Source organism: Acidaminobacter sp. QWL-03, from assembly GCF_058683855.1.
The window spans coordinates 1798261-1814220 of the sequence record NZ_CM178752.1 but is presented as its reverse complement, the minus strand read 5'-3'; the positions used below and the strand labels follow the sequence as shown (position 1 = coordinate 1814220).

The window sequence follows — 15960 nt, the reverse complement described above, 5'->3', positions numbered from 1 at the left end:
GCGGATCTGGCATGAAAACCTTGCACAAAGTTATTCTATTAACCTTTATAGGCGCGTTCGCAGGTGCGCTCATAGGGTATTATCAATTTCTTACCATGTCACCGGAATTATCAAATGCTGTGATGAATCAGCTTGGATCACTTGGAATGCTCCTGGTGGTAACCGGTTTCCAAACGGCGCTATTGACGGCTGTCGCAGCAACGGTAGGGTATAAGCTGAGAAAAAATTTAACTTTTCCGGAAACAAAATTTCCCGACTTGAATGGGATTATTGCGGCTGTCTTAATTGGCGGGGCCTCCTCTCTGATCATTACACTCTCAGAGAAATTTATATTTATGAAGTACCTTCCCGAAGGGTTGAGTACTTTTAGCTTTTCACCCCTCTATTTGGTCGCGGCAGTCTTATATGGCGGCGTTGTCGAGGAGGTTTTATTGCGACTTGGACTCATGACTTTGATCCTTTGGTTGCTGACAAAAGGCTCGAATAAAAAAAAAGAAAAAGCAGGACCTGTTGCGGCAGGTCAAGACATAAGGGTATCTCACGCCTGGGTCGCCATCTACATATCCTCACTCCTGTTTGCGCTCGGTCATTTGCCAGCTACAGCTCAAATGATGGGTCTTTCAGCACCAATTGTAATCAGAGCGCTGCTGTTGAACGGGGTTGCCGGGCTCGGTTTTGGCTGGCTGTACTGGAAGAAAGGGCTGATCTATGCTATGCTGGGGCATATGATGGCCCATATAATCAACCAACTTGTTCTCATGCCGCTGCTGTTGTAAGTTTAAAGGTACCCCTTGCAGCCTTTCCAGGCAGAACACGTTGTGAGCTCATTGCCAATAGCCGCATTGTGGCCTTCTCTATTCGACGTTTCGTAAATAAGCACTTATAAATTGACGAGGAGGGATCGAAAGTGAAATTGCTAAGTGAGTTATTGAATCCCGTCAGGATGAAAGTCATACAAGTTATATCCGAAAAAGGTTCAGCGACACCAAAAGAAATTATTGAAGCGGTTCCCGGGATCCCTGTCGCGAGTCTTTACAGACACCTTAAAAAACTACTGGACATTGGTGTCCTGGAAGTTGTATCAGAGACGCCCATTCGAGGCACTGTAGAAAAGACTTATAAAGTCAGGCTGGAGCCCTTTAAGGCGATTGAAGAGCTCGTCAGCGCAGGAGACCAAAATACGCATTATGATCTTTTTTATACCTTTGCCATGTCAATGCTCGTGGATTTTTCAAGATATATTTCAACACCTTCTTATGATCTGGTCAAAGATCGGGTTGGCTTCAGAAGTTATCCCATCACAATGACGGATGAGACTTGTGATGAATTTCTGAAGGATTTCAGCGAGCTTTTGATAAAATATCTGAAGACAAGCGAGAAGCCTGAGGGCAGGCTTAGAAAGTTTTCTTTCGCATTGCTGCCGGGGGATGAAACGGAGTAACTGCGGAGTCACTGCCGAGTCACTGCCGAGTCACTGCAGAGTCACAGTGGTATACTTCAGACCTACCCAGCCATTTACAAAAATAGAAATATCCATTATACTAAAGAAAAAGGGAGTCCTGTTAAGGACTCCTCTGTATTTATGCCGAAAGGAAGGAACTGACAATCATGACTCGAAACATCGTGATAACCCAGCAAGATTTGGAACGACTCAAAAAACTGGTGGCAGAGGAACGTGAATTTGGAAAAGCAAAGGATTCAAAGGAGTTGAAAGCGCTTCAACTCGAGTTGGAACGGGCCCATGTCGTTGAGGCAGAGCAAATTCCAGCTGGTACCATCACAATGAATTCCAGATTTCTAATGAAGCACTTGAACTCAGAAGAAAAAACCGAATATAGCCTTGTTTATCCGGAAGATGCGGATTTGCTCGAAAATAAAATTTCGATCATGGCCCCCATTGGAACCGCTATGCTGGGCTATCATGAAGGTGACGAGATCGACTGGCAAGTGCCGGAAGGCACGGTCCGACTCAAAATTGAAAAAGTCCTTTATCAGCCTGAAGCCTTTGGCCACTTTGAGCTTTAGGGTCGCCTCAAACTGATCCATTCGCAAGAAAAAGGGAGCACACCTGTGCTCCCTGATATTTTTTTTGCCGATGGTCATTATCCATTCTCTCCCGGCTCGGATCTTTTCTGCTGAGAACAACATCACTGTTACATAAATAGCGATACCGCGCAGTAAACTAACAGCAGCGCCATAGCCGAATTGACAAGTTTTTGATGATTGTGCAGAAATCTTTGGAAAACGGAACCAAACAGCGACCAACAGCACGTCGAAATGAAACCGACGAAGGCCAGAAAAACGGCGAAAGCAATAACTAACGGAATTGAAGTGTAATAAGGCACAATAAAAGTGGACAGTGTCGTTATGCTGTACAGAATGACTTTTGGATTGACAAACTGAAGCAGCAGCCCTGCTGCGATGGTATTGGTCTGCTTATCGCTGCGTGAGCCGTCTTGGGGCTTGCTGTGATAAGTTTTCCACGCCAACCACAGGATGTAGACAGCACCAACGACCGTCATGACGGGTTTAATGCTGGGAATGACGGCGAATAATGAGACACTGAACAGACTGCTTAGCGCCAGAATCACAAGAAAACCTAAGAAAATCCCAATATTGAAGGGGAGACTTTTTAGGAAACCATAGCGGCTGGCATTGGACATGGACATGATGTTGTTGGGGCCGGGTGTGAAGGTCGTTATAAACACGTAGGATAAAAAGGCGGCAACATTGGGCATAGGACTCATCTCCCGTACGATTGGGCTTTCTGAGGGCCGGATGGGGGTACGCATTCTATAGAACGGGGGTGTGGAAGAGGGTGTCTGACACCCTCTTCCACACCCCCTCGAATTTAATTTTGTTCAATCTTTTCTTTTTCCAAGATAAGCTTCCTTGACGCTTTCATCAGCAAGGAGTGCAGCGCCTGTGCCTTCCATGGAAATGACGCCGGTTTCCATGACATAGGCATAGTCCGCGATCTTGAGCGCGAGGTTGGCATTCTGCTCAATCAGCAGGACAGTGATTCCCTCAGCGTTGACAGTCTTGATGATGTTGAAGATGTCTTTGACGATCAGAGGTGCGAGACCTAAGGAAGGTTCGTCCATCATGATCATCTTAGGACGGCTCATCAGCGCTCGGCCAACAGCCAGCATCTGTTGTTCACCCCCAGAAAGAGTTCCGGCAAATTGCCAGGCACGCTCTTTAAGACGGGGAAACAGTTTGTAAACCTGCTCAATGTCTTCTTCCAGCCTGTGCTTGTGGACATAAGCGCCAATCTTGAGGTTTTCAAGGACTGTCAGATTGTCGAAAACTCTGCGTCCCTCCGGAACCAGCGTGATGCCGCGCGTGACAATATAATCCGGAGATTTGCCCAGGAGCTCTTCACCGTTAAATTGGATTGAGCCTTCCTTTGGTTTGACGACGCCGGCAATCGTACGAAGCGTTGTGCTTTTCCCGGCACCGTTAGAGCCAATCAGAGTTACTATTTTTCCTTTAGGGACTTCAATGGAAATGTTTTTGACCGCTTGAATCCCGCCATAAGCTACGCTTAAATTGGAAATTTTAAGATGGATGTCATTACTCATCGTCAGCTACCCCCAAATAAGCGTCGATTACCCTCTGGTTGCTCTGAATATCAGCAGGTGTTCCTGAGGCAATCAGCTTTCCAAAATCCAAGACATAAATGCGATCAGAGATTTCCATGACCAGGTTCATATGGTGTTCAATCATCAGAACAGTCAGGTGGAAATCGTCTTTCAACATTCTGATAAATGCTGTCAGATCGTGAGTCTCTTGTGGATTCATGCCGGCAGCAGGTTCATCCAGAAGCAGCAGGGAGGGTTTCGTCGCCAGCGCACGGGCGATTTCGAGTTTTCTCTGTTGGCCGTAAGGCAAAGAACTGGAAATCTCGTCCTTGAGATGAGCTAGCCCCAGTATTTCCAGTAGCTCCATAGATTCTCTGCGCATAGTCTCTTCTTCTTTGTGATTTAATCTTAAAGTCGCTGAAAACACATTAGATTTAATATTCATGTGTTTTGCGATTAAAACATTGTCAAACACCGTCAGGTTTTTAAAAAGACGAATGTTTTGGAAGGTCCTTGCGATGCCTAACTTCGTAATAATGTCCGGCGTTTTGCGGATTAACTCTGTATACTTTCCGTTATTTTCACCGGAGTAGAGTTTTTTCATTTTCCCCTGAGGGAAATTGCTGATGATGGGTTTCCCTTGAAAGGAAACCTCTCCGTTTGTTGGGGCGTAGACACCTGTTATAACGTTGAAAGCTGTCGTTTTACCTGCGCCGTTTGGCCCAATCAAGGCGACGATCTCACCTTTGTTGACTTCCAGGGAGAGGTTATTGACCGCAACGACACCACCAAACTGCATCGTTACATCATTCAGGCTGAGTACTTGATCAGACATTGCCTTTGTCCCCCTTTTCAGGCGTTTTCCGCCGTATTCGATCCCTTAACCGAATATAGTAGTTATAGATCCTATCCCAGGTGAACTCCCTATCACCAAATAGACCTTTGCGATAGTAGAGAACGACAGCCATGAGGATCAGGGAGAAAATGACCATTCGGAAACCGGTTCTGAACAGCGGCACTTGAAAACCGCCTATCATCAAAGGATTGTCAAAGAACCTCAGCCACTCTCTGCCGGCAGTCATTAAAAAAGCGCCAATGACACTGCCGGTGATGCTTCCAAGGCCGCCGAGTACAACAATCAGCAGAATGTCATAGGTCAGCGCAATCTGAAAGGTTTTGGAATCGATGGATCTCATGAAAACTGCCAGGAGACCACCGGCTATTCCTGTGAAGAAACAGCTGATGATAAACGACATGCTCTTGTGTTTGAAAAGATTGATGCCCATAGCTTGAGCAGCGGTCTCATCTTCTTTGATGGCTTTGAAAGCTCTTCCGTAAGAAGAGTTGATGATTAGAATCATCAGCAGGATGCAGAGTCCGGCAACGAAAAAGACCTCAAAGATGGAACCAAACGCAGGGATGCTTTTGAGCCCGTAGGAACCGTTGGTGATTCGGTCAAGCTGCGGCGCTGCGATGATCGCCCTAATGATTTCTGAAAAGCCAAGAGTTGCAATGGCCAAATAGTCGCTCTTGAGTCTCAGAACCGGGATTCCGACAAAGAAACCAACCAGTGCCGCAAGTACGCCGCCCAGAATCAGCGCCGCCCAGAAAGGCAAAGAAAGATTCGCGAGGAAATCTGCTATGCCGTTGATGTAATAAACATTAGCACGCATTTCAACCGGAATTGTAAGGATCGCGACTGTGTAAGCGCCAATAGCCATAAAACCAGCCTGTCCGAGGGAGAACAGCCCCGTGAAGCCTGTCAGCATGTTCATGGCGACAGCTGCAATGGCGTAGATTGCGCTGCGCTGAAGAATAGAAATGGCGTAACTGTACTGATTTTTGTTTGCGTCGAGATACCACAAGGCAGCAGCGGCTGCTATCAGCAATAGCACTGACAACAGGATTTTAGTGTTCTTCTTCATCTTCATCATACTTTGTCCGTCACTTTCTCGCCGAAAATACCTGTAGGGCGGAAGATAAGCATAATAATTAATAAAATAAAGGTAAAGGCGTCACTGAAGGTGGAATAGCCCATTGCGACCAGCGCAGTTTCACCCAGACCAAGAATGAAGCCGCCAACCATGGCACCTGGTATGCTTCCAATACCGCCTAGTACTGCTGCGACAAAGCATTTAAGGCCCGGCAGCGCACCGCTGAATGGGAAGACAGTCATACGATCCGTAAAATAAAGAATTGAGCCGATGGCTGCCAAAAGAGAGCCGATCGCAAACGTAAAACTGATGACTCTGTTGATCTTGATGCCCATCAGCTGGGCGGTCTCAAAATCTTTCGATACAGCGCGCATGGCCATGCCAATTTTGCTGTGATTGATGAGCAGTATCAAAACGTAAACGAGCGCCAGTGTCAGAACCGGTGTAATAAAGGTCACCAGAGAAGCGGATAAAGGCCCAATCTGGAAAATTTTCTTAAGTGCGGTGAGCGTAGGGTAGCCTCTTGGCAGTGCAGTAAAGAGATAAGTAGCGAGATTCTGGAGTAAATACGAAACACCGATCGCAGAAATCATGATCGACATTCTAGGAGCATTCCTAAGGGGCTTATAGGCGGTACGTTCAATCAAAACACCGAGGATAACCGTAGCTATAAGGACTATGGGTGTTGCCAAATACCATGGCATGGTGGCTGACGCGAAAACCATGAAATAGCCCGCCATCATAAAAATGTCGCCATGAGCGAAGTTGATGAGTCTCAAAATGCCGTAAACCATGGTGTAGCCAACCGCGATCAACGCATAGGCACCACCGAGTGATATTCCGGTCAAACAGTGTTGCAAAAATACAGCAAAGTCCATGACGCGATGCCTCCTCTAAGTACGCCTGATCCTAAAAAAAGATTAAATGAGTGGGGGTATAGACCCCCACTCAAGCACATGTGTCATTAATGGACTATTGTTCTACAGTGACGGTTTTGAGGAATTTGAACTGGCCGTTCTCAACGATCTTGATGAAAGCCATATCTTTTTTAGCGTCGCCTTTTTCGTCAAATGTGATGGAGCCGGTAACGCCTACAACTTCAACACCCTTGAGCGCGTCTTTGATTGCAGCGCCTTCTGTAGAGTTGGCAGTTTTGACAGCTTCGAGAATGGTGATGTAAGCATCATAACCGAGTGCAGAAACAGCCGGGATGATCTCGCCTTGTCCGTTAGCTTTGAGGTACTCTTTGAAGCCCGTAATAAAGGAAGCAGCTTCGTCTGTTGCTGGCTCAGCTTCGTCGAAGAAAGTTGAGAGCACTATGCCTTCAGCATCAGCGCCGGCGTTTTCGATGATCGTCGCATTTTCCCAAGTGTCGCCGCCCATGATAGGCACTGTGATGCCGAGCTCGCGTGCTTGCTTGATAAGAAGCGGTGCAGTTGTAATAGAGGATGGAGCGAAGATGACATCAGGATTTTTAGCTTTGATGTTTGTCAAAATTGCTTTGAAGTCAGTTTGGTTTGTTTGGAACTGCTCTTCAGCGATAACTGAGCCGGCGCCGCCGAGTTCGTTGAACGCTGTAACGAAGAAAGAGCCAAGACCGGAGGAGTAGTCGTCGCCGAGCTGAGTGATAACCGCAGCAGTCTTAGCGCCGTTTTGGATCGCGTAGTTCGCCATGACCGTACCTTGGAACGGATCAAGGAAGCAAACGCGGAAGTAGAAATCATTGCCTTCAGTGACCTGAGGGTTAGTTGCGGAAGGCGCAACCGCTGGAATTTGAGCATCCGAGAAAATAGGGCCGGCTGCGATGGAGACACCTGAGCCATAAGAACCGATGACTGCGGATACACCAGCACTGACAAGGCTTTGAGCCGCTGTAACAGCTTCTGTTTTATCTGATTTGTTGTCGACTTCTACGAGCTCAACTTTATAAGTTTCGCCGTTGATGTCTACTGTAGGATATACGGTGTTTGCATAACGAATGCCCAGAACTTCCTGGAATCCGCCGCCGCCATTCTCGCCGGTTTGAGGCTCGAAGACGCCAATCTTGATGACTTTTTCTGCTTCTGCCGCTGGCTCACCGGCACATCCGGTAAAGAGCGACAAAATCATTACTAGAATGAGTAGCAGTGTCGTTGCCTTTTTCATTAGACAATCCCTCCAAAATAATGATAGTGTGTGAAAATCTTCCCCTAACCCTTTCTCTATGTACAGGAATAATTATACAATGTTACAATCATCTTAGCAATCAGAATCTGAACATTCTAACTTTTTAGAAACTTTTATACGGTAAGATGGGAACTAGATTAGAGGCATACTTGAAATTATTATAAAACTTTAACGAAATTATTGGTAAAAGGCTAATATTGACTTTGTTGAAGGAAAGCGAGACGATATGAGGTAAAGAAATGGATTGCCGCTGGACACCTTCAGGGAGGGCTTTTTATGGCTTATAAAGAGTGGACACTTCAGGACGTGGAACTGTTGTTAAAAGGACAAAAACAATACTTTGACACACTTGAAACCAGAGAAGTCTCTTTTAGAGTAAAACAACTTAAGCGGCTCAAATCTATCATCCAAAAGCACGAAAACGCTTTATTGAAGTCATTGGCAGCTGATTTGGGGAAAAACCCGGTCGAAGCTTACGCGACGGAAGTGGGGTTTATTTACAAGAGCCTTTCAGAGTATGTCAGGCATCTTAAACGGTGGGTTAAGCCGCAAAAGGTCAAGACCCCCATTTATCTTCAGCCATCCAAGGGCTTTATTGTGAGGGAACCATTTGGCAGTGTACTTATAATTGGTCCATTCAATTATCCCTTTCAGCTGATTATCGAACCTTTAATTGGTGCTTTGGCGGCAGGGAACTGTGCGGTTGTGAAGCCTTCCGAGCTGACACCCAATGTGTCTCGTGTTATTCTGACGATTCTGGAGGAAGCCTTCGACAAGCACTATGTTGCTTGTGTTCAAGGCACACAAGAAACGACCTCGGCCTTGATCAACTCAAATTTTGACTACATTTTTTTCACGGGAAGTACAAGAGTTGGGAAAATTGTAATGGAGGCGGCGGCTGCGCACCTGACGCCGGTAACTCTTGAGCTGGGCGGGAAAAGTCCGGTTATAGTCGATCAGAGCGCGCACATAAAAGAAGCCGCTCGAAGAATCATGTGGGGGAAAACCATCAATGCGGGTCAAACCTGTGTGGCGCCGGACTATGTTTATGTCCATGAAGCGGTCAAGGAAGAGCTTGTGCTGGAAATGACACGCAGTGTTGAGACTATGTGGGGTCGAAAAGATTATTGGAAAAATGGTTATGGAAAAATAGTAAACAATAAGCAATTTAAACGACTATCGGCAATGCTCACAGAAGATCAGGAGCACATAGTCTGGGGCGGATGCTGCGATGAAGGACTTTGCTATATTGAGCCTACGTTGCTGGAAATTCCAAACCGTGACACTGCAGTTATGAAAGAGGAGATCTTTGGCCCGCTGCTGCCAATCATGACCTATACGGATATCAATCAAGTGATTGAAGATATCAACAGACATTCAAAACCACTTGCTCTGTATCTTTTTACAACAGATTCAAGGGTAGAGAGACTAATCCTCAACGCAATCTCTGCCGGCGGCGTCGCTATCAATGATACGGTCACACATGTAGCGCACCCTAATCTGCCTTTCGGAGGCGTGGGTCAATCTGGCATGGGGCGCTATCATGGCAAACAGAGTTTTCTGACCTTCTCGCATTGTAAGAGTGTTTTAAAGAAAGGCAGGTTTAATGTGACCATTGCCTATCCGGGCTATAGTTCACGTCAGCTGAATCTGCTCAGGAAAGTGCTGAAGTGATTGTGAAACTCGGTGTCAGACACCCGGTTTCATGTTCAAAAAATATCGTGGAGGTTCTTATGGGTGACGCACATTTATATCAAAGACTTTTGGAAGAGCTTGAAGCGGGTCATAGAGCAGTGCTGATGACTAAAATGGACAGTAGTGCGGATCAAGCAGCTGTAACTAAAACACTAATCGCCGGTCATGATTTGATCCGGGATGAATTGGACCCTGAGCTGCGCACCCCGCTCGAAGGGGGCCTGGCGCGCGGTGAATTCTATTTTGACAATGGCGCCGGAACAGATGGGCGGGCAACGCTCATTGAGCCGTTCTTCCCGGAGGCTCAGCTGATCATTTTGGGTGGCGGGCATATCGCTGTTCCTCTGGTCGAGTTTGGCGCGAAAGCCGGATTTAAAGTCACCGTGGTGGATGATCGGCCAGCCTTTGCCAACAATTCTCGATTTCCCTTAGCGAATAAAGTGATTTGCGAAAGCTTTGCCAAGAGCTTTGAGTCTCTGAACCTTAATAAGGCAACCTTTGTGGTCATTGTGACCCGCGGGCACCGTTATGATAAGGTGTGTTTGGAAAACGTGCTGAAGTACGATACCGCCTATGTGGGCATGATAGGCTCCAGGCGCAGAGTGGCAGGCCTCAAGGAGCTTCTGGTTTCGGAAGGTCATGATCCGGTGCGGCTTGAGCAGGTGTGCACACCAATCGGACTCGAGATTGGGGCGGTGACGCCAGAGGAAATCGCGATCTCTATTTTGGCACAGGTCATTCAATATAAGAGAAAAGGCGAGAAGGCTGCGAGAAAATCCAATAATTGGCCTGAGCTGGATCTCGCGGTCTTAAGTGAATTGGCGAGGTCAGATCAGGGGCCCCGAGCGCTGGTGACCGTGGTCGCGACAAAAGGTTCAGTTCCTCGCAGAGAGGGTGCCAAGATGGTCGTATGGCCGGATGGCAGGACTATAGGCAGTATAGGCGGAGGCTGCAGCGAAGGGGAGGCTATTCAGGTGGCCTATGACGTCATCCGCGACGGACGGTTCAGGTATCTGGATATTGACATGACTGGTCAGGTGGCGGAAGACGAAGGTATGGTCTGCGGCGGCATTATGAAAGTGCTGGTAGAAAGCACATAACCTCAAAGGAGGAATCCACTATGTTCAAAATTCCCATGAGCAATCCCTTTGAGGCGGACATGTTCGTCGCCATGCTGGAGGCGGAAGGCATTCCCTATACCGTCGTCGATCACAGCAGCCTGGTTTTCGACGGTCTGTTTCAGATGACCATGGGCTGGGGCCACGTCGAGGTGCCGGAAGAATTCAGAGACTCGGCGGAGGCACTGCGCAAGAATTTTGTTCAAGAGTATGCTAAATAGGATGGAAGGCGGTGACTGAGGCTAATGCTAATGCTAATGCTAATGCCTATCGACACCCGCTTCCAAGCAAATGTGAAGTGAATTTGTGTATGAAAAAACGACCATCGGCCCAGTTTGCCGATGGTCGTTCCTATGAACAGCCTTGTGAAAAAAGTTTTTTGCCTATCCTGCCAATTTGAATTTTATAAGGCACTACTCAAACAAAAGGCTCATCAAACGCTCGATCTTTTGGAGATCGATAAACCGACTTTCTCTCAAGATTTCCTTGCCGTTTTGGAAGACAAGGACAGTCGGCATGGCGAACACCAGGTGCTGTCCTGCAATATCGACAAATTTACTCGCTTCAACTCTTACGATTTTGACCGGAATTTCCTCAAGAAGCGCTTCAATTTTGGGTGAGACGGAATGGCAGACGCTGCAGTCCACTGAGCTGAAATAAACGACGAGCACCTCTTCGGCGTCCATGAGTTGGTTCAGCTGTTCTTTGGATTCAATGGGGATCATGGTATTTGGCATCTGGTTTTCTCCTTTTATCATAGGGCTGATTGGATCAGTCTGAAATTTGAGTCATTCAATTTATAAAGTTTAACCATTACATCATATCATGTCACAAGTAGGAATGTCCATCCCCCGCCGGCGGGGGTCGGAGTTAGGAGAAAATGACAATAATTCGGTCAAATACACTATTTTCTGCAGGAAAATGGGTAGAAATTAAATGATCTATTTGCACGGTATAAATTTGATTGTCTATTGGATGGGTCCATCTGTGAAAGAAGGGATGAATCGCCATGAGGAAAATGCTGCTTCCTATAGATTCAGGGAAAGTGCCGGAAAAGGTTTTAACGTATTTGAAAGATTTCGTACCTTGCATGGATTATGAAGTGACGTTGCTCAATGTCATTTCTTCAGAGCGCATAAGGATGAATAAAGAAGCGGGCGGGGTCTATGACGTTAAACCACTTGATCTGGAAACACCGTCCAATGAAATGCTGACCAGTTTTGAAGAAAAATTAAAGGCGGAGGGGATAAACTCAGTTGTCACAATGACAAAGACTGGCGAGCCTTCAGAAACTATTGTTGAAACTGCTGAATCAGGTAACTTCCACCTGATCTTGATGTGTACCCATGGAATGGGTGCAGCCAAGCGGCTTTTAATAGGATCAGTGACCAATAAAGTTGTCCATCATGCCAGCATACCTGTCATTGTAATTAGAGAGTGAATGCGGCTTTTATTTTTGACAGTTAAAAGAATAATCTGATGGATCCCAATCCACTGCTGGCCTCGCACGGCTATCAGTGGATTTTTTTATTTGTGATCCTGTCCGCGTCACCAATTCAATTTTGGTGACGCGGACAGGTTTCAAACTGGTGACGCGGACGAGTTTCATTTTGGTGCCAGAGCTGCTGATAACAATTTTCATTTATATAACCTGCAGTGGATAGGCTGAGACAAATAATGGGTATAAAGTCCCTAGATTCGCAGACTTTAGCGGGGGAGGCATATAAATGAAAGTGGCAAAAGTCATTGCGTGGCTGGGCGCTATAGCCATGACTGCAGCGTTATACCACGGTTTTTTCAACGGTAATTTCTTCGCGGATGGATCAATACTATTGTCAAATCCTTGGGGCATCGTTTCCATGGTCGATCTCTATACAGGTTTTGCACTCTTTTCCCTATGGATCGTCTTCAGGGAAAGGAATAAGTGGACAGCGGCAGTCTGGGTTGTTTTGATGATGGTGCTGGGTTTCTTCGCCGGAAGCGTCTACGTTTTAGTGGCTCTATATAAGAGTAAGGGCAGCTGGCTCGATTTTTATCTCGGACATCATAAGGCCAGGCTGATTGATAAGGCCAAAGAGTGACTGACAGCGTGATGAGAGGTAAAATTTTCGAGCCCGTTCCAACGGACATTCTTCATAAGCCCAATAAAAGAGAGGTGCTCCTTAGTGTCAAACCGCAGCACTGAAATTTTGGAGGAGTTGAAATCAGTCGTCTCCGGTAAAACCCTTGACGCCTTGATCCCACCTCTGATTTTTGTTCTCACAAACAGCTTTCTGGGATTGGGGCCAGCCATTGCAATAGCCATGGGTACCGCACTCCTTTTCAGCCTGATCCGCCTGATCAGAAGGCAGCCTTTGAAGTACGCCCTTGGCGGCTTGGGTGGTGTCGCGCTGGCATCTGCTTTTGCGCTCTTCGCAGGACGGGCGGAGAATTATTTTATCCCGAAAATTTTGGGCAGTGCCTTTATGGTCATGCTTTCCTTGGCAAGCCAGATCGCCGGGAAGCCCTTGGCCGCTTGGGCCAGCCACTTATCCAGGGCCTGGCCAATTGAATGGTACTGGCGCAGGGACGTTCGACCGGCCTACCGGGAGGTCACCTGGCTCTGGACAGCTCTTTTTGTCATGCGTCTTGCCATTCAGGTTCTATTGTACCTGAGAGGCAGCGCAGCCCAGCTGGCCTGGGCCAACCTGCTGCTGGGGACCCCGGTCACTCTGGGCGTGCTGGTCGTCAGCTATCTGTATGGTCAGAAGAGGCTGCATCAATTAGGCGGTCCAGGGATTCATGAATTCACGGAAGGCGCCTCGCCACCTTGGAAAGGGCAAACACGGGGATTTTGAATGTAAATTAAATGACCATCGGCAAAAAAGTCCTTTTATAGGCTTTTTGCCGATGGTCATATTTCCTCACTCCCGCTCACAACAAAGGTTACAGCGTTCTGCTCTTCTTGATTTTGTAATTGCTGGAGGTCAGATACGAACGGTCAATGGTTATCACGGCATTGATGTGAAGCTTCTTCAACTCGGTTTCAATTTCATCCAGAATTTGCTGATCACCTTTTTTGCAATTGTAAGGCACGTTGACGTCAAAGACCAGCTTCTTGAAAGCAGAGCCCCGAACCAGCCGGAAGTCGTGCAGCGTCAGGGAGTCATCCACTGCGGAGACAATGCCTTGTGTGAGAAGGCAATACTCATTCAGCAAAGGATCATCCTTGACCACGGGGTCAATGTGAATGACCAGGTGGATGCTGAGCTCTGACATGATGTCGCGTTCAATGGTATCGATGAGGTCGTGGCTGATGAGAATGTCCACGGCAGCGTCCACTTCCACATGCACGGACGCAAACCAACGGTTAGGGCCGTAATTGTGGGCGACGAGGTCGTGGATCCCGCTGATGCCGGGGTAGCGGTAGATGTATTTCTCAATCTGTTCCGAGAGCTCTTCGGTTGGGCCTTGACCCAGGATGCTGTCCAGGGTTTCCTTCAGAATGCCGAGGCCAGAATTCATTATAAACAGCGCCACCGCGATACCCATGTAGCCGTCGAGCTGAAAACCAATCATAGGACTGATAACCGCAGAGAATAAAACCACCGTGGTGGCCATAACGTCTGCCAGACTGTCCGCGGCGGTGGCTTTCATGACGGTGGAGCCAATGCGTTTGCCCAGGCTGGAGTTGAACCGCGTCAGCCACAGCTTGGCAGCAATGGAGAAGACCAGAATGCCGGCGGTCAGCCAAGTGAAGTCCACAGGGGATGGATGACGTATTTTGCCAATAGAGGACTGAATCAGCTCTACGCCAATCAGCAGGATGATAATCGCCACCGTAGATGCAGCGATGTACTCTATGCGGGCATGGCCGAAGGGGTGCTCCAGATCTGCGGGCTTGTTGGAAATCTTAAAACTGATCAGCGAAATCACTGAGGATCCGGCATCCGACAGATTGTTGACGGCGTCGCCGGTGATGGCGATACTTCCGGACAAGGTACCAGCGACAAATTTTATGGTGAACAACAGCAAATTGACCACTATGCCAATGATGCTGCTCATGGTGCCATAGGATTGCCGCACCTCGGGACTCTTTATATTGTCATAATTTTTAACGAATCTATGGATCAGAAACTCTTGCATAAGGGTCACTCCAAATCAACGGCTGAGAGAAGGGAAAGTCATCAGATGGCTTTCATTCTACCATATTTGAGATTAATATGGTGTGTATTTTTGGTTATAACGTTCACGTTTGTTCAAGCGACAAACAGGTATAAGTAAAATGGAGGTGACTCTCATGAAAAAGAGCCTAAACACTATATTACTGACGTTGACGCTGGTCCTCTCGCTCGCCTTCTCTCCGGCGTATGCCGCCACAACCTTTCCTGATATCAGCGGCCATTGGGCCCAGGCGCACATTGAGCATCTGCTGGGACTGAACCTGATCAGCGGCTTTCCGGATGGCACATTTAAACCTAACCAATCTATAACCCGGGCTCAGGCAGCAGCTATTCTTTCGAATGAGCTGGGGCTGACGTTACAGTCTGCGGCATTTCCAGATGTGCCGGCGACCCACTGGGCAAATGGTGCCATTGGAGCCATTGCAGCAAACGGCAACATGAGCGGTTATCCGGACGGGACGTTCAAGCCGGATCAGGCCATGACCCGGGCAGAGATTGCGTCTGTCCTGGCCATAGCATATGGATTTTCGCAAAACACTGCTACCTCGCCATTTTCAGACGTCACAGCCAGCCACTGGGCCTTTGGGTCCATTATGGCGCTGGTGGACAACTATATTACTGAGGGTTACCCGGATGGGACCTTTAAACCTGACAATGTCATGACCCGTGCTGAGTTTTCTGTCTTTGTGGCGAAGGCCATTCACCCACCGTTCGTCGTGCCGACCATGCTGCAAGCGAAGGCGCTGACGATTGCGCAGCTTCTCAAGGACGAGGACATGACCCAGCTGGCCACACATGTTCACCCTGTGCAGGGCGTGCGATTCTCACCTTATTACTATATCGATAATACCCATAAAGTTGTCTCTGCAGCAGCCCTGCCTAATCTTTTAACGGATAACACGGTTTATTTTTGGGGGATCCAGGACGGCAGCGGCTTTAATATCGACAAAACTCCTCAGGACTACTTTGACCGCTATGTCAACGCCAGGGATTTCACCACCCCTGATCAGACCGTTTATAACACGGTGGTTTCCCGAGGCAACCTGATCAACAATATCCCTACTTTTTATGCCAGCGGCATTTTCGTCGAGCTCTATCTGGACGGCGTCAATCCGCTCTATGGCGGCATGGACTGGCGCAGCCTCTACCTCATCTTTGAGTATTACGCCGGCGACTATTATCTGGTAGGCATTGCCAACGGCGAGTGGACGACTTGATTAACATCAGTGCTTTTGTCGATGGTCACATCCCCACACTTTCTCCACATTTGACCGTTAGAATGGAATTAAGAAATGTGGTG

General features: G+C 47.7%; 19 protein-coding genes. 10 read left to right on the top strand and 9 right to left on the bottom strand.

Annotated features, from left to right (window positions below):
* Positions 1-11 precede the first annotated feature (11 nt).
* From AC4PHM_RS08370 to rnk, 3 genes are all read left to right on the top strand, one after another.
* Positions 12-776, top strand: a complete 765-nt coding sequence (locus AC4PHM_RS08370; protein WP_492017370.1) for a CPBP family intramembrane glutamic endopeptidase — start codon at positions 12-14, stop codon at positions 774-776.
* A 131-nt stretch (positions 777-907) separates the two neighbouring features.
* Positions 908-1441, top strand: coding sequence for a helix-turn-helix domain-containing protein (locus AC4PHM_RS08365; protein WP_492017369.1), 534 nt, complete (start codon positions 908-910; stop codon positions 1439-1441).
* 167 nt (positions 1442-1608) lie between these two features.
* Positions 1609-2025, top strand: a complete 417-nt coding sequence (gene rnk / locus AC4PHM_RS08360; RefSeq protein ID WP_492017368.1) for a nucleoside diphosphate kinase regulator — start codon at positions 1609-1611, stop codon at positions 2023-2025.
* 128 nt (positions 2026-2153) lie between these two features.
* Here rnk and AC4PHM_RS08355 read toward each other — a convergent pair whose 3' ends face one another.
* The 6 genes from AC4PHM_RS08355 to AC4PHM_RS08330 form a co-directional block, all read right to left on the bottom strand.
* Complete coding sequence (locus AC4PHM_RS08355; protein WP_492017367.1) at positions 2154-2738, bottom strand: LysE family transporter; 585 nt, start codon at positions 2736-2738, stop codon at positions 2154-2156.
* 123 nt (positions 2739-2861) lie between these two features.
* Entirely contained in the window at positions 2862-3584 is a 723-nt protein-coding gene (locus AC4PHM_RS08350) for an ABC transporter ATP-binding protein (RefSeq protein WP_492017366.1), read from the bottom strand.
* Positions 3577-4419: an ABC transporter ATP-binding protein gene (locus AC4PHM_RS08345; RefSeq protein WP_492017365.1), complete on the bottom strand. Its 843-nt coding sequence runs from the start codon at positions 4417-4419 to the stop codon at positions 3577-3579. The genes AC4PHM_RS08350 and AC4PHM_RS08345 overlap by 8 nt, the downstream gene beginning before the upstream one ends.
* Positions 4412-5518 (bottom strand): branched-chain amino acid ABC transporter permease, encoded by a 1107-nt coding sequence (locus AC4PHM_RS08340; RefSeq protein ID WP_492017364.1) that lies wholly within the window; start codon positions 5516-5518, stop codon positions 4412-4414. The genes AC4PHM_RS08345 and AC4PHM_RS08340 overlap by 8 nt, the downstream gene beginning before the upstream one ends.
* Positions 5515-6396: a branched-chain amino acid ABC transporter permease gene (locus AC4PHM_RS08335; RefSeq protein ID WP_492017363.1), complete on the bottom strand. Its 882-nt coding sequence runs from the start codon at positions 6394-6396 to the stop codon at positions 5515-5517. The genes AC4PHM_RS08340 and AC4PHM_RS08335 overlap by 4 nt, the downstream gene beginning before the upstream one ends.
* 94 nt (positions 6397-6490) lie before the next feature.
* Positions 6491-7663 carry an ABC transporter substrate-binding protein gene (locus AC4PHM_RS08330; RefSeq protein WP_492017362.1) on the bottom strand — a complete coding sequence of 391 codons (1173 nt, stop codon included), beginning with the start codon at positions 7661-7663 and terminating at the stop codon, positions 6491-6493.
* 297 nt (positions 7664-7960) lie between these two features.
* Here AC4PHM_RS08330 and AC4PHM_RS08325 point away from each other — a divergent pair, with 297 nt between their 5' ends.
* From AC4PHM_RS08325 to AC4PHM_RS08315, 3 genes are read left to right on the top strand one after another with little or no spacing between them, the layout of a single operon-like run.
* The gene (locus AC4PHM_RS08325) at positions 7961-9358 is read left to right on the top strand and encodes an aldehyde dehydrogenase (RefSeq protein ID WP_492017361.1); all 1398 of its coding nucleotides are present in this window, start codon (positions 7961-7963) and stop codon (positions 9356-9358) included.
* Between the two features lie 59 nt (positions 9359-9417).
* On the top strand, positions 9418-10479 hold the full coding sequence (locus AC4PHM_RS08320) for an XdhC family protein (protein ID WP_492020436.1): 1062 nt from the start codon (positions 9418-9420) through the stop codon (positions 10477-10479).
* A 20-nt stretch (positions 10480-10499) separates the two neighbouring features.
* Positions 10500-10718, top strand: a complete 219-nt coding sequence (locus AC4PHM_RS08315; RefSeq protein ID WP_291405534.1) for a putative signal transducing protein — start codon at positions 10500-10502, stop codon at positions 10716-10718.
* A 192-nt stretch (positions 10719-10910) separates the two neighbouring features.
* On the opposite strand, the gene AC4PHM_RS08310 is transcribed toward AC4PHM_RS08315, so the two are convergent.
* The gene (locus AC4PHM_RS08310; RefSeq protein ID WP_492020435.1) at positions 10911-11234 is read right to left on the bottom strand and encodes a thioredoxin family protein; all 324 of its coding nucleotides are present in this window, start codon (positions 11232-11234) and stop codon (positions 10911-10913) included.
* Between the two features lie 272 nt (positions 11235-11506).
* Between AC4PHM_RS08310 and AC4PHM_RS08305 the strand changes: the two genes are divergently transcribed.
* Positions 11507-11938 (top strand): universal stress protein, encoded by a 432-nt coding sequence (locus AC4PHM_RS08305; protein ID WP_492020434.1) that lies wholly within the window; start codon positions 11507-11509, stop codon positions 11936-11938.
* A gap of 9 nt (positions 11939-11947) precedes the next feature.
* Here AC4PHM_RS08305 and AC4PHM_RS08300 read toward each other — a convergent pair whose 3' ends face one another.
* Positions 11948-12139, bottom strand: coding sequence for a hypothetical protein (locus AC4PHM_RS08300; RefSeq protein ID WP_492020433.1), 192 nt, complete (start codon positions 12137-12139; stop codon positions 11948-11950).
* 85 nt (positions 12140-12224) lie between these two features.
* Here AC4PHM_RS08300 and AC4PHM_RS08295 point away from each other — a divergent pair, with 85 nt between their 5' ends.
* Together AC4PHM_RS08295 and AC4PHM_RS08290 are read left to right on the top strand one after the other, a co-directional pair.
* Complete coding sequence (locus AC4PHM_RS08295; RefSeq protein WP_492020432.1) at positions 12225-12578, top strand: DUF1475 family protein; 354 nt, start codon at positions 12225-12227, stop codon at positions 12576-12578.
* Between the two features lie 84 nt (positions 12579-12662).
* Positions 12663-13334, top strand: a complete 672-nt coding sequence (locus AC4PHM_RS08290) for a DUF3159 domain-containing protein (RefSeq protein WP_492020431.1) — start codon at positions 12663-12665, stop codon at positions 13332-13334.
* An 88-nt stretch (positions 13335-13422) separates the two neighbouring features.
* On the opposite strand, the gene AC4PHM_RS08285 is transcribed toward AC4PHM_RS08290, so the two are convergent.
* Positions 13423-14622 carry a cation diffusion facilitator family transporter gene (locus AC4PHM_RS08285; protein WP_492020430.1) on the bottom strand — a complete coding sequence of 400 codons (1200 nt, stop codon included), beginning with the start codon at positions 14620-14622 and terminating at the stop codon, positions 13423-13425.
* Between the two features lie 154 nt (positions 14623-14776).
* Between AC4PHM_RS08285 and AC4PHM_RS08280 the strand changes: the two genes are divergently transcribed.
* On the top strand, positions 14777-15877 hold the full coding sequence (locus tag AC4PHM_RS08280) for an S-layer homology domain-containing protein (protein WP_492020429.1): 1101 nt from the start codon (positions 14777-14779) through the stop codon (positions 15875-15877).
* The last annotated feature ends 83 nt before the right edge of the window (positions 15878-15960 follow it).